The organism is Bradyrhizobium campsiandrae, assembly GCF_014529705.1.
In the GTDB taxonomy this organism is placed as follows: Bacteria; Pseudomonadota; Alphaproteobacteria; order Rhizobiales; family Xanthobacteraceae; genus Bradyrhizobium; species Bradyrhizobium campsiandrae.
Genome location: NZ_JAANIH010000116.1, coordinates 1 through 14,048, shown reverse-complemented (window position 1 = coordinate 14,048; position 14,048 = coordinate 1). Strand labels below are relative to the sequence as shown.

12 protein-coding genes and 1 pseudogene are annotated in these 14,048 nt (G+C 59.7%); 4 read left to right on the top strand and 9 right to left on the bottom strand.

The features are described 5' to 3' along the window. Positions 1-135: 135 nt before the first annotated feature. The 7 genes and pseudogenes from G8O24_RS41425 to badH form a co-directional block, all read right to left on the bottom strand. Positions 136-1,482 (bottom strand): annotated as a pseudogene (locus G8O24_RS41425) (IS5 family transposase). Between the two features lie 103 nt (positions 1,483-1,585). Beyond that, positions 1,586-2,296 carry an ABC transporter ATP-binding protein gene (locus G8O24_RS41420; protein ID WP_368736650.1) on the bottom strand — a complete coding sequence of 237 codons (711 nt, stop codon included), beginning with the start codon at positions 2,294-2,296 and terminating at the stop codon, positions 1,586-1,588. Beyond that, positions 2,293-4,053, bottom strand: a complete 1,761-nt coding sequence (locus tag G8O24_RS41415) for a branched-chain amino acid ABC transporter ATP-binding protein/permease (protein WP_188108243.1) — start codon at positions 4,051-4,053, stop codon at positions 2,293-2,295. Before G8O24_RS41415 ends, G8O24_RS41420 begins: the two co-directional genes overlap by 4 nt. Beyond that, positions 4,050-4,928, bottom strand: a complete 879-nt coding sequence (locus G8O24_RS41410; protein WP_188108242.1) for a branched-chain amino acid ABC transporter permease — start codon at positions 4,926-4,928, stop codon at positions 4,050-4,052. The genes G8O24_RS41415 and G8O24_RS41410 overlap by 4 nt, the downstream gene beginning before the upstream one ends. A gap of 10 nt (positions 4,929-4,938) precedes the next feature. Beyond that, positions 4,939-6,159, bottom strand: coding sequence for an ABC transporter substrate-binding protein (locus G8O24_RS41405; protein WP_188108241.1), 1,221 nt, complete (start codon positions 6,157-6,159; stop codon positions 4,939-4,941). Positions 6,160-6,472: 313 nt separating this feature from the next. Beyond that, on the bottom strand, positions 6,473-7,255 hold the full coding sequence (gene badI / locus G8O24_RS41400; RefSeq protein ID WP_188108240.1) for a 2-ketocyclohexanecarboxyl-CoA hydrolase: 783 nt from the start codon (positions 7,253-7,255) through the stop codon (positions 6,473-6,475). A gap of 27 nt (positions 7,256-7,282) precedes the next feature. Beyond that, a complete protein-coding gene (gene badH / locus G8O24_RS41395; RefSeq protein WP_188108239.1) occupies positions 7,283-8,017 on the bottom strand; it encodes a 2-hydroxycyclohexanecarboxyl-CoA dehydrogenase in 735 nt (244 codons plus the stop codon). Positions 8,018-8,169: 152 nt separating this feature from the next. On the opposite strand from badH, the gene G8O24_RS41390 reads away from it, so the two are divergent. Next, positions 8,170-8,685, top strand: coding sequence for a MarR family winged helix-turn-helix transcriptional regulator (locus G8O24_RS41390; protein ID WP_188108238.1), 516 nt, complete (start codon positions 8,170-8,172; stop codon positions 8,683-8,685). A gap of 28 nt (positions 8,686-8,713) precedes the next feature. On the opposite strand, the gene G8O24_RS41385 is transcribed toward G8O24_RS41390, so the two are convergent. Both G8O24_RS41385 and G8O24_RS41380 read right to left on the bottom strand, forming a co-directional pair. Next, positions 8,714-9,862 carry a CaiB/BaiF CoA transferase family protein gene (locus G8O24_RS41385; protein ID WP_188108237.1) on the bottom strand — a complete coding sequence of 383 codons (1,149 nt, stop codon included), beginning with the start codon at positions 9,860-9,862 and terminating at the stop codon, positions 8,714-8,716. 7 nt (positions 9,863-9,869) lie between these two features. Beyond that, entirely contained in the window at positions 9,870-10,751 is an 882-nt protein-coding gene (locus tag G8O24_RS41380) for an IclR family transcriptional regulator (RefSeq protein WP_188108236.1), read from the bottom strand. A gap of 313 nt (positions 10,752-11,064) precedes the next feature. Between G8O24_RS41380 and G8O24_RS41375 the strand changes: the two genes are divergently transcribed. From G8O24_RS41375 to G8O24_RS41365, 3 genes are read left to right on the top strand one after another with little or no spacing between them, the layout of a single operon-like run. Beyond that, complete coding sequence (locus tag G8O24_RS41375) at positions 11,065-12,210, top strand: acyl-CoA dehydrogenase family protein (protein ID WP_311972561.1); 1,146 nt, start codon at positions 11,065-11,067, stop codon at positions 12,208-12,210. A 23-nt stretch (positions 12,211-12,233) separates the two neighbouring features. Then, positions 12,234-12,698: a MaoC family dehydratase gene (locus G8O24_RS41370; protein WP_188108235.1), complete on the top strand. Its 465-nt coding sequence runs from the start codon at positions 12,234-12,236 to the stop codon at positions 12,696-12,698. Positions 12,699-12,705: 7 nt separating this feature from the next. After that, positions 12,706-13,887 carry a CaiB/BaiF CoA transferase family protein gene (locus G8O24_RS41365; RefSeq protein ID WP_188108234.1) on the top strand — a complete coding sequence of 394 codons (1,182 nt, stop codon included), beginning with the start codon at positions 12,706-12,708 and terminating at the stop codon, positions 13,885-13,887. Positions 13,888-14,048 lie beyond the last annotated feature (161 nt).

Sequence of the window (14,048 nt, the reverse complement as noted above, 5' to 3'; positions counted from 1 at the left end):
TGGAGATGTCCAAACCGACGTACTGTTTCATAGCATTGCTCTCCCTTGCCATCATCCGCTGAGGCGGGATCCTACTGGATCTCGAGTCTTCGAGAAGCCGTCAGCCGCGATTACGCCATGTGAAGAATCGGGATTTCAGGCTGGGCTGAGCCTCAGTTCGAGGCTGAGCCGGGAGAGGATTTCGAACAGCAGAAGGCTCAGCCACCGAATGAGGCGGCGGAAGTTGATGTAGCCGACGGCAGCGAGGACGGCATTAGCGGCGTCGCCCTCGCGGTGCCAGAGGTAATTGCGGCCCATGCGGTGCTCGGATTTGAGATGGCCGATGACCGGCTCGACGGCGGAACGCCGTCGGAGCTCGCGCTTGATCTGTGGTGTCACCCGCCGCTTCTGTCCTGAGATGAACACCCTGAACTTGTAATCGGGCGGGGCGTTGTGGCCGCGATAGCCCTTGTCGAGGAGCGCGCGCTCGATGGTGTTGCCGATCAGCTCCTCCATCTCGGGGATGACGGTTGCAAGTGTGTGGCCGTCATAGGGGTTGCCGGGCAGCGCCTTCACATGGGTCACGAACTGCCCACCCTTGGCGTGCGCCAGCGTGGTGGCGACCGAGACCTTGACGCCGAACTCGTAAGGTCGGTGCGCCTTGCCCTTGCCGATGCATTCCACCTCCGGCGCGTGCAGCGAGTAGACCTTCGGTCCACGCTGGTGCTGCTTCTGCTCAAGCACGCGTCGCGCCCGCGACAGCATGCGCTCCAATACGATCCCACCGAGCAAGTCGGCGTTGCCACCAAGTTTGCGGCCGATGTCGCGGATGATGCGGCCGAGATAGGTTTTGAGCTTCTTCAAGGTTCGGTTGGCGCGCTTGAACTGCTTGGCGTGGGCATAACGCTGGTGCTTGATCAGCGCGAACTTGCCCACTCTGGCATAGGACTGGCGCAGCTTGACACCATATCGTTTCGCCAGCCGGACCAGGATCTCGCGGGCGCGGTTCAGCAGCCTGGCATCGGTCGGGAACATCACGTTCTTGGGCTGCACCGTCGTGTCGATGATGACACGATTAAGATCGGCCGGTTTGATCGCCTCGGTCTTGCTGGCCACCGCAAGGCTCTCCTGCAGCAAGGCCTGCAACTTCTCCTCGCCCATGCGTTGCCGCCAGCGCGTCAGCGAGGAGCGGTCGAACACCAGGCGGTGCTGGAAGAACTCCTCGCCGCAGAAGAATTGGTAATAGGGGTTCTCCACTCAGCGCTCGCACAGCACCTCATCGGAGAGGTCGTAGGTGTGCTTGAGGATCGCAAGCCCCGCCATCAGCCGCGTCGGCAATGGCGGCCGGCCGGGCTTGTCCTCATAGACCGCTCCGAACCGCTGCTCCAGGAACGACCAGTCGATCGTCCGCGCCAGCTTCACCAGCGGGTGGCCCATATCGATGATCGCGTCCAGCCGCGAGCGCAGCGGATATTTGTCGATGAAGTCGGACCATGTCATCATCCCGGCGCCTTGGCAGAGAAGTAGCATTTTGAGCACCACTCTACTGCAATCGATCTAAAATATGCCGCAAAGTACGTAAACTCCCTTTAAGCTAACCAAGCAGTCAAGCACCAAAATATTGCTCTCGCACGTGTGGACTATTACGCAGTTCGGCTGCAGACCCTTGCAGCACCACGCGGCCTCCTTCTAGAATGCACGCACGGTTTGCGATCTTCAGAGCAACCGAGACGTCCTGCTCAACGAGCAATACAGTCAAGCCCGTATCGATCAGGCGACGCAACGCCTCGTACAATTCCAGGACGATAAGTGGGGCCAACCCCAGCGACGGTTCGTCGAGCGCCAGCAGTTTCGGCTTGCCCATCAACGCGCGCCCGATCGCCAGCATCTGTTGCTGACCGCCGGACATCGTCCCCGCCTGCTGGGATCGCCGTTGTGCTAAGATTGGAAACAATGCAAACACGTCGTCCAACACGCGCAGCCGATCGCTCCGCTTCGGCAGCGCGGTGCCTCCGACCAGCAGATTCTCCAGGACCGTCAGATCGGGAAATATATGGCGCGCCTCGGGGACCTGAATAAAGCCGCGGCGGGCGATGACGTGAGGCGCGCTTCCCTTGATCGTAAGGTCGAGGAAAGCCGCCTCGCCGGAGAAAGGTAGCAAGCCAGCAAGGCAGCGCAGCAAGGTAGATTTTCCCGCTCCGTTCGTCCCGAGGACAGCGACGACTTCTCCTGTCGTCACTTCGAGGTCGACGCCCCGCAGCACGGGCAAGGTACCGTAACCGGCCGTCATGTTCGATACGCGGAGCATCCGGCTCATGCTGAGCCCCCAAGATATGCTTCTATCACCCGCTTGTCGCGACGCACTTCTTCCGGCGTTCCCAGACTGATCGGCTCCCCGGCGTCCAGCACAAAGATGCGGTCGCAAAGCGCCATCACCGCTCGCACCATGTGTTCGATCACGAGCACGGTGACGCCGATTTCACGAATTCTCCGGATGTTTTCGATGGCTTCGTCAGCCTCTCGCGGCGTAAGCCCACCGAGGATCTCATCGAGCAGGATCAAGCGTGGCCGGGTCGCCAACGCGCGGGCAATTTCCAGCCGCCGCTGCTCCGCAAGGGTAAGGTCGGCGGACTTCACGTCGCACCGGGCTGAAAGCGCCATCTGGGCGATGATGCCATCGGCGAACGCAACGGGGTCATCCAGATCGTCCTGCGCAAGCGCGGCCGCCGCGACAACTTCTCTTACGCTCAAGCTGGCAAACGGCTGGGCGATCTGGAAGGTTCGCGCCAAGCCGAGTCGACAAACCTCGAATGGCGCGAGTGTTTGAGTTTCTCGCCCCTCAAAGACGATCGTCCCAGATGTCGGCCGCGCAAATCCACCGAGCATCGAGAATAGTGTCGTCTTGCCGGCGCCGTTCGGCCCGATCACGCCGAAGATCTCGCCCCTCTTGACGTCAAACGTGGCGTCCTTGACCGCGATCAGACCGCCGAACGCTTTCCTGAGCCCCCGGACTTGAAGGATATTCTCCGGGCCGGTTGTGGCCACGGCAGCAGGAGATCGCTGGGGAGCCACTGCCGGCTTGGGAAGCCTCAACCGCCCGCGGGAAACACCAAAGCGCGAAAGGCCGGCCACGATCCCACCCGGCCACAGCAGGATCACGGCAACCAGCACCACGCCATAGAGCATATGATGAAGAGCGCCGCCCCCGTGGTCTTGCAGATACACCCGGATCGATTCGCCGACCGGGAAAAGCAAAGCTGGACCGAGCAACGGCCCAATCAACGTACCCGCACCGCCGATAACGGTGAACAACAAGATGAAAATGGTGATCTCGATACCAAACATCGATACCGGATCGATGAAGCCGACGAATTGCGCCTGGAAACTCCCAGCCAAGGCCGTCGCGAACGCGCTCAGAACAAACGCACGTTGCTTGATGGAAAACGGGTTCAATCCCATCGCTGAAGCGGCAGCCTGGTTGTCGTGAACGGCTCGCCAGAAGAACCCGGTTCGACCGGTGTAGATCACCGACACCACCAGCAGCAGCAAGCAAAGCATTACCGCGATGACAACAAGGAATGCCCCCGGCTCGACAAAGCGGAAGTCCCAGAACGAGGTGCCGATCGTCTTGGCGTAGAGACCATTTGTGCCGCCAAGCGCCCGAATGCCGCCGACACCGAACTCAAGGACGTAGGCAAACGCCAGGGTCAGCAGGGCGAAGACCAGCGGGCTGAGATTCCATCGAAACGGCAGATACCCCACGGCTGCTGCGGCCACGGCAGCGATAGTCCCGCCCACGAACATACCTGCCCAGGGCGAAATACCATAACTTGTCGCCAGATAGGTCGAGACATAGCCGCCGATCCCGAAGAACGCCGCATGGCCGAATGACACTTGGCCGACGATTCCGCCGATCATATTCCATGCGACACACAGATACATCCACGTGAACAGGCCGACGGCGATCGAAATCGTGTACGGTCCGGAAAAGGCAAGAAGCAAGGCCGTGGCCAGTGCTATCACGGCAATCCAAACAACGAGCTGCCGGTCGAAGCGTGAGAGAACAGCGCTCATGCGTTGCTCCCACGACCAAACAGACCCTTCGGCCTGAACAGAAGCGCGGCTCCAAATACAAGATAGGTCAACGACGGCGAAGCCGGGTTGTTCAGCAAGGCTGCCGCCAACGACTCCACCAGACCGATGATCAGTCCCCCGACAAAAGCGCCTCGCAGGTCGCCCAAGCCGCCGAGGACCACAACCAGCAGCGAAAGCAAGCTTAGGCGGATACCCGTCGATGGCGTTACATAGGAGAAGGTCATCAGGCATCCGGCCGGAATGGCCAAGATCGCAATACATCCCGCAAAGACCATCAACTGCGTTCGTTTGATATCAACGCCGCACAGCCACGCCATGGTCGGATCCTGGGAAGTCGCGCGAATACGATGACCAATCTCCGTCATCGTCAGGAACGCAGACAGCAGGCCGCACACCAGAAGCGAAACCACAAAGCCGATCAGCTGCGGCACTCCGATCACGACGCCATGGAAGTGATAGGAGAGATCGCCGAAGGACGTGTTGGTATTGAGCAGGTCGGCGCCGAACACGATCAGAAGAAGGCTTTGGATGACGAACGAAAGCCCGATCGTGAGTTGGGCCTGCGTCAACGGACTGGAGCCAAGCACCGGCTTGATCAGAAACTGAAACAACAACATTCCGAGCAAGCCCATCAACGGCAGGATGACGAGCGCAGCGACGTAGGGCGAAAGTCCGAACTCGCGATTCAGCACGACAACCCCGTACATGGCGATCATCAAGAGATCGCCATGGGCGAAGTTGAGCACGCGCATCACGCCGAATACCAGCGCGAGCGATACGGCGACCAGCGAATAGACCCCTCCGGCCAATATCCCGGACACAACGGCCTGCAGGAGAAGATCTGCGCTCGGCATATCTGGATCGTTACTTAATCGGTGTGGGTGACATCGTCGCGATCGACGCAGGAAAGACCGTCGCCTTCTTGCGGGCACCGTTCTTCCATTGCGCGACCAGACCCTGCGCGCCGACATTGCGGCCATCGGCGTCAAACTTGATCGCGCCAGGTATCGCCGTCTGGTCGATGCTCATATCCAGCTCACGAAACGCTGCTTGCAGGTCTTCGCGGGTCGGAGCTGCCGACTTCTTGTAGACTTTCTCGAGCACCGTCTTGAGGGTGATCCCGGCCGCGTAAGCCAAACCGACATAGCTCGATGGCAGCGCGTTGTAGCGCTTGTTGTATTCCTCGGTGAGGTACGCGACCTTCTTCAGGTCCGGATTGAAGTAGTCGATGTTGCACAGATTCAGCCGATCGATGAATTCTGCGTCGACCAATTGAGGGAGCCGCGGATCTCCCGGGCCACCGCCGACACCGATCACATACGGCGTGAAATCAAGTTGCTTCATGGCCTTGAGGCCGGCAACGACGTCCTCCGTATACCCGGCCCATACCAGAATGGTCGGATTCGCCTCCTGCACCTTTTTCATCACCGGCAACAAGTTTCGCTCGGCGCGATTATAGGACGTCTCGACGACTACTTTCACCCCCTGCTTCTCGAGGAGCTTGCGCACCAGTTCGCCGGTGTCGGCGCCGCGGGGACTGTCCTCGTAAAGCAGTGCAATCTTCTGGCTCTTGATGCCCCCCTTGGGTTCGGTAAGCGACGTCAGGAACGCCACGACCGCGTCCGCTTCGTTGTCACTGGTAATCTGTTGGCTGAAATACCAGTGGTAGTGGCGGTTGATGATTTCCGAGGATACAGCGGCGACATTGAACAGCGGCGTCCCGGAAGCCTCGGCGAACTGCGCGGCGGTCGACGTGGACGCGCTGATGTCGTCTCCGACCACGAATGGAGCGTTTCTCAAGCGAACGAAGCGCTCCATCTCGCGGCGAGCGACGTCTGGTTTGCCTTGCGAATCCGCGAACTCGAATACAATCTTGCGGCCGGCTATGCCACCGTCCTCATTGATCTCCTGAGCCGCAATTTCAAGTCCTTTCTTGCCATCCTGCCCCAGGATCGCCAGCGCTCCCGTCAACGGCGTCAACACGGGGATGGAGATCGGGTCGGATGGATTCTCAGCCCGCGCGCCGCTGGTTCCAATAACGCTGAGCAACGCGGCAGCGACTACTGAGCTAAAGCGGATCCTCATGGCACCTCCTAGAATGGGCTTATGTAGGCAAGGCATTTCCAACCAGTCTTCTCGGCCAACTTCGCTTCCAATCCAATCTGGAAACGGCTGGCTTCTTGTACAAACACATACGTGTTTTTGCGTATTTGAAGCTGCGACACGTTATCCGGAAATCTCCGTGTCGCCAGTGACCAAATCGGCCACACGGTAGCGCCGAAAGTATAAGATGGGCGGGCACCATCGACGATGTATCCGCCATCACCGCAATGGACGCTACCGCTGGATCGTGGGCGTCGATCGGCGCCCACGATCGTCCGTTTCAGCGCACGAGGTCCTACTTGGCAAACTTCCGGAAGTCGGGTTTCCGTTTTTCCTGCAGCGCCTTGACACCCTCGCGCGATTCTTCGGTATCATAGTAGAGCTTGAGTGCGTACATCCCCATTCCGGCGATGCCGGCCTGGTGCGCGGTGTCCATGTTGAAGCTCCGCTTGGCGATCGCGATTGCCGTGGGACTGCGTTCGCACAGTTCTTCGCCCCATTTTTGCACTTCATCGTCAAGCTGGTCGTGCGGGACGCAGGCGTTGGCGAGCCCCATCGCAGCGGCTTCCTGCCCGCTATAGCGCCGGCACATGTACCAGATCTCGCGCGCCTTCTTCTCACCGACAACACGGGCCAGAAATGCCGTACCGTAGCCGGGATCGACGGATCCCATCTTGGGTCCAACCTGCCCGAAAATCGCTTTCTCGGAGCAGATCGTGAGGTCGCAGATCGTACAGAGCACATTGCCGCCGCCGATGGCGTAGCCCTGGACACGCGCGATGACAGGCTTCGGAACGTCGCGTATTGCCGTATGCAGCTCTTCCATCGGAAGACCGATCGTGCCACGACCGTCGTAGTTGCCGTCATGCGCGGACTGGTCGCCGCCGGTGCAGAAGGCACGGTCGCCCGCCCCCGCAAGAACGATGGCGCCGATATCCTTGTCATAACCGGCCTTGTAGAGGGCCTGGATCAATTCTTCGCAGGTCTTGCCTCGGAACGAGTTCATCTTTTCCGGGCGATTGATGATGATCCACGCAACGCCGTTGCGGACTTCGTAAATGAGATCTTCGTATTGCATCTGTTTGCACCCCAAATTCTGATCCAATCAACCGTTCATCGTCAGGCCGCCGGACACGCTCAGCACCTGGCCCGTCACATAGGCCGCATCTTCGCTCGCGAAGAACAGGATGGCGCCCGGCAGATCCTTTGGCTGGCCGATGCGGCCGAGCGGGATCGAACGCCGGAAGGCTTCCTCCAGCTTTTCCGGATTGCCGGCGCCTTCCTTGTAATCGGTGAATAGCGCCGTGTCGGTCGGTCCCGGACAAACGACGTTCACGGTGATTCCGTGCCGGGCATGTTCGCGCGCGATCGTCTTCGAGAACGCGACCAGACCGCCCTTGCAGGCGGCGTAGACGGCTTCTCCGGACGATCCGACACGCGCCGCATCGGACGCAATATTGACGATCCGGCCCGCCCTGCGATCGATCATTCCGGGAAGCGGCGCATGATGCATGTGCAAGGCGCCGGTCAGGTTGATGGCAATCAGCTTGTCCCACTGAGCCGCATCCGTCTTGATGAAGGGACGAAATACATCCCAGCCCGCATTGTTCACGAGCACATCGATCTGCCCGAGCTTGGTGGTTACGGCGGCAATGGCGCCATTTACGCTCGGCCTGCTGGTAATATCGCATTCGAACGCTTCCGCGCGCCCGCCGGATTTTTGGATCTCGACCGCGACTTTGAGCGCCGCTTCGTGGTTGACGTCAAATACCGAGACGCGGGCGCCTTCCTCGGCGAACTTTCGGCACGTTGCGCCGCCGATCCCGCCGCCGCCACCCATAGACCACTGTCTTGTTCTCGAACCGCATTATCTTTCCTCCCGACTCTCCGCAACGATCTGCGATTGTTTGGATCCGGCATTGTGCGCCAGGTTATCGCTATTATAGCAATATATTGTTATATATCGTCCTATCTGACAAGAGAAACCCAGCTATGCGAAAAACAGTGGGAAAATCGCTCCGATCGACGAGAGGAAAGCTGGAGTTGGCTAACCGGCTATTCTTCCGGCTGTATCAATGCACCAATATGTTGCACAAAACTGGCAGCCGCGCGGTCGAAGCGGAAGGACTGAGCACCCAGCGATGGGCGGTGCTCGGAGCCTTGTCGCGCAAACAGGCCGAAGCCGGCATGAGCATCGGGGAACTTGCCCGGTATCTGATGGTCAGCCGCCAGAACTTAGCCGGCGTTCTCAGCCGCATGGAGCGCGACAAACACATCCTGATCGCGCCGGACACACGTGATCGACGCTCAAGAATCGTGAAGATGACGAAATCGGGTCATCATGTGTGGCACACTTTGGCATTGCCAAAGATCCACGTCTATTACGGCGAGGCCCTCGCCGACTTCTCCACGAGGGACGCAACTCACACGCTGCACTATTTGCTGAAACTACTCGACAACATGAGACGCATCAACGTCGAACAGCGCGGCGACGAAGACCTGGAGTAAGGCCGTCACCGAACGCTAGGCACGCTTCTTAAGCCTGAATGGTCAACCCCGTGGCGCGAAGACTCTCGATCTCTTCGAAGGTCATCCATCCCGCAAGCGCTTCGGCAAGCGGCGTGTTTTCTGCCTTACGCGGAGGCGAGGGCTGTCCCGGAATGCTGCGGCTGAAGCGCGGCGCCGGCGCCGGCTGCACCACCCCATCGATGTCAACGAGCACGGCGCGACTGCGCATGTGCGGATGGGCGGCCGCCTCATCAAAATTCAAAACCGGGGCAAAGCATACGTCGGTTCCTTCCAGCAAGGCGCACCACTCGGCACGTGTTTTGGTTCTGAACGCCTTGGCGAGCTTCGCCCTCCCCGCCTCCCACTCAGAACGGTCGTTCTGTGGTGGCATCTCGGATGCATCGATGCCGAGCAGCTTGAGAAGCTCGCCGTAGAACTTCGGCTCAATCGGTGCGATCGAAATCAGCAGATCATCAGCGCAGGTATAGACGTCATAGAAGAACGCGCCGGAGTCCGTGAAATTGGAACCTCGCTCCGGGCTCATCAGTCCGGCCGCATACATTCCGTAGATACTCGTCATCAGGTGCGCGGTTCCATCGACGATGGCCGCATCGACAACCTGCCCGCGGCCGGAGCGCTGCGCCTCCAGCAAGGCGCAAACCAACCCGAACGCGAGATACGCGGATCCGCCTGCGAAATCACCAAGCAGATTGAGGGGCGGTGCGGGCAACTGCCCTTTCCTGCCAATCGCGTTCAAGGCGCCGGTCAGCGCGATGTAATTGAGGTCGTGACCGGCGGCCTGAGACAATGGACCGCTTTGTCCCCAGCCCGTCATGCGGCCGTAGATCAGCTTCGGTTGCCGCGCCAGACACACGTCAGGGCCAAGACCCAGACGCTCCATCACACCGGGACGAAATCCCTCGATCACGGCATCGGATTGTCCGATCAGCCCCAGCACGACCTCTGTCGCAGCCTTGCTCTTGAGATCGAGCGCCAATGCCGGTCGGCCGCGCAGCGATAGGTCGTATTTTTCCGGGCGCCGGATTCCCAGGCCCGAATCGGACTGGCGCTCGATGCGAAGCACCTGAGCGCCCATGTCCGAAAGCATCATCGCCGCCATCGGCGCTGGGCCGATGCCGGCCATCTCGATGACCTTTATCCCTGCAAGCGGACCCATGACGCGATCAATCAGCCGAGAGTCCGCCCGAGAGCATCTGGTAACCTCGTGCACCATATGCGGGAACGCGAATGGGTAACGAGAGCCGCGCCGGCGAGGAGGCGTCCGAACTTGCCTGTTTGAGATGCGTTTCCAACTCATCGTGAATTGCGCTCACGATGTCCGCCTCGTGCAACTCCAGCGTCTCGCAATGACCTCCGACGCCAAGCGCCAGCGGCTGGCTGGAGGACGATTTCGGGATCAGGACGGCAATCATGCCGTAGCCATCGACGACACGATTGCGGGAAAACGTATAGCCACGCCGCCTGATCAAGGAGAGTTGCTCTAGGAGTTCTCCGATATTAATCTTCTCCTCCGACGATTGCGCATAGGCGTTCATGCGGTGATAAAGCCGGCGAACATCTTTGTCGTTCATCGAACTCAGGAGAACCTGGCCGACGCCGGAAGCCGCAAGCGAGCGCTTCTGTCCGATCCTGAGGTGATGGGCGACCGCCGACGGCTCGTTCAAGATGTGAATGTACTGAGCCATGTCGCCGTTTCGAGCAGCGAGCACGACCAATTGGCCGGTCCGCCTGCCGATCGCATGCATTAGCCGCGGCAACGTCCCCTGCTCGAAAAGCCTCGGCTCGATCCAGCTTCCGAGAAATGGAACGCGCTCCGTCGGCATATAGGTGCGCTTCTTGGTGTCGTAATGGAGATAGCCCATCGCCGTCAGGCTGCGCAAAAGAGCCGCAGTGCTTGATTGCGGATAACCGAGCCCCATGGCCACACCGACGACGGTCAGCGGCTGACGCATCTCGTCGAAATATTCCAAAATTTCGAGAGTCCGGGCGGCCGATTTCACGACATGAGCGTCGCTGGAAATGGCGCTACCGGGTTGGCTTTCCATCGACATTTTCTCCCGACGCATCCTTTTGACACCGATTTATGAACGGTATTCCGTATTCTGAACGGCGTTCGATCTGGTTGTCAAGATCGCGCACGGGCGGAAACCCCATGTGCCGCCAGTGACTCGCTCTGCGAAAGCGAGCGTTGGAGGCGATCAACGAGACTGCAGATCGCCGGCCAGACGACATGGATGTGTTAAACATCGCCGCCTTGGCCTGTCTTGTTGACGCACGAAATCGATGCGTCCACCACTGTGGACAGACAGTGAAATGGCAACGCCTGCCGACATGCCAGGCGAAGACGGGACATCAAGCGTGAGTCAGTGGCTTAAGGAAGATCAGATCCAGGTTCAGGAGCTCGTACGCCGCGTCGCCCGGGAACGGGTCGCAAAACGCGCCCAGGAAATCGATCGCAAGGGCGAGTATCCGCAGGACATGTTCGACATGCTCAAGGAGCTCGGCCTGTTCACCCTGCCGTTTCCCGCCGAGTATGGCGGGACAGGCAGCCTTCTCTCCGGTTGCGTTGCGGTCGAAGAACTCGGCCGCGTCTGCTACAACACGGCGTACCTCTTGGTGCTGCAATGGGTGCCGATGGGTGCGATCCTTGCCAGCGGAACGCGCGAACAGAAGAACAAATATCTTCCCGGACTGTCGGACGGCTCGCTTCGGGCGGCCTTCTCGCTGACCGAGCCGCAAAGTGGCTCGGACGTCGCCGGAATGAAGACGCGCGCCAAACGCGACGGCAAGGGCTACCGCCTGACAGGATCGAAAATCTGGTGCACCAACTCCGGGAATGCCGATTTCGTTCTCGTCGCCGCAAGGACGGGCGACGAGAACTCGCGCGGGCAGATCGCGATGTTCATCGTCGAAAAGGGTACGCCCGGTTTCGCGCTGGGCCCGAAGGAAGACAAGATGGGTGCGCGTGGCGTCGGTTCGCATGCCCTCTTTTTCGACAACGCCTATGTGCCCGAGGAAAATCGCCTCGGCGACGAGGCGCGCGGATTCAAGGTCGCGATGTCGGCTCTGAATGATTCTCGCCCCATCATGGCGGCGCGCGGCGTCGGTCTGGCTCAGGGCGCCATGGATCACGCCGTCGAATTCATTTCCAATCGGCATGCGTTCGGCCAGACGATCTCCGACTTTCAGGGTGTCCGCTGGATTGTCGCCGACATGGCCATTCAGATCGCCGCGGCCCGCAATCTCACCTACGAGGCAGCAAGCGCCGTCGATCGCGGCGTCCGCGGTACCGACCTTGCGCCGCTAGCCGCGACGGCAAAGTGCTTCGCCACGGACACCGCAATGAAGGTCGCGACGGATGCGGTTCAGCTTTTTGGAGCGGCCGGCATTTCTAACGAATACCCGATCAACCGCTATTTCCGCGATGCGAAGGTGCTCCAGATCATCGAAGGCACCAACCAGATTCAGCGCAACATCGTCGCAAAATCCATCTTCCACAACTAGGCTCACGCAACCAGAGATACCACATGGAAACGCTTGGCATCGGACTGCACTACGAAGACGCGACCCTCGGGCGCAAATTCAAGACGATCGGCCGTACGGTCACTGAGGCCGATATCGTCAATTTCGTGAACTGCACGGGGATGGTCGAAGTTCTGTTCACGAACCTCGAATTCCTGAAGCACGAGTCAGATCTCAAGGGGCGGCCGGCGCCGGCTGCGCTCGTCTACTGTTTCGCCGAGGGACTTCTCGTTCAGGCCACGATGCAGCATACTGGTTTTGCGTTCCTGCAAATGGAATTCAATGTCAAAGGGCCGGTGATCGCGGGCGACACCATCCATGTCGAATGCGAAGTCATTGAAGCGCGGCGCAGCAAGAATCGGCCGAACCGCGGCCTGGTGCGAACTAGAAACATCGTTCGCAAGCAGGACGGCACGGCCGTTCTGGAATACACCCCGCTGCGGATGATGAAGGCCCGCGCCAGCGAATGAGCACCTCATGAAGAAGCCCACTTCCGAACTCGACAAAGCAACCGGACCGCTCGTTGGCATCCGCGTCGTCGATTTAACGATCAATGTTCTCGGCCCGGTCTCCACGCAAATCCTGGGAGACATGGGCGCCGACGTGATCAAGGTCGAGTCGCCGAGCGGCGACGACATGAGAAAGGTCGGCCCGGCACCAAGCGAGGGAATGGGCGCGTTCTTCCGCAACATGAACCGCAACAAGCGATCCGTTGTACTCGACTTGAAGAAGCCGGCCGATCGCGCAACTCTGATGAGCCTGGTTCAAACGGCGGATGTGTTCGTCCACTCGATGCGTCCGAGCGCGGCCAAACGGCTGGGCATCAGTTATCGCGAACTTGGCAAGGAAAATCCGCGGCTCGTCTACGCGTCCGCCGGGGGGTATCGCAATGACAGCTCACGACGGGATTGGCCGGCCTTCGACGACGTGATCCAGGCCGCCTCCGGAATTGCCGCGATGAACGTCGTGGACGGCGCGCCGCGATATTTTCCGACGATCATCTGCGACAAGCTCTGTGGCTATATTCTGGCCTCGAGCATCGGCATGGCATTGTTTGCCCGCGATCGCACCGGCCTCGGCCAGGAAGTCCATGTCGCCATGATGGACGCCATGGTTGGATTCAACATGATCGAACACCTCTGGGGCGGCGTGATCGACCGGCCCGATCTCGGCTTTGGCTACAGCCGCATGTTGACGCCACACCGCCGGCCCTACAAGACGTCGGACGGCTACATCTCGCTTCTCGCAGTCACCGACGACCAATGGTCGCGGTTGTTCGCCGCAATGGAGCGACCTGAACTGGCCAAGGATCCCCGCTTTCTCCACCTGGAGGATCGGGTACGAAACATAGACGAATTGTACGGCATCGTCGTCGAGACGATAAAGACGCGAAGCACGGCTGAATGGCAGGAGCGGTTGAATATCGCCGATATTCCAAACGGACCGGTGCATGATTTCAAGGCCATATTCACAAACGAATATCTCGAGGAAGGAAACTTCTTCCGGCGATTGGACGACCCGGCCGCGGGACGAACGGTATCGATGGCTCCGCTGGCGAGCTTCTCCCGAACCGCGGCTTCGCTTCATCGCAAACCGCCTCGCCTCGGAGAACACACCGAGGAAATACTCAAAGAACTAGCGACGCGAGCCGGCGGATAATCGCTCTTTGCACCATTAGGAGCAGATCTCCTAGCAGTTTGCTGAAAAACCTCGAAGTGGAGAGTTTTCTTAGTTGTGGCCGGTCGTTGTTGGGGGGCCTCGGTGAGGTTGGATGTGGTTTTCCAGCCTGGTGTTGGTGCCCCCTGACGCGGGTGGCTAAG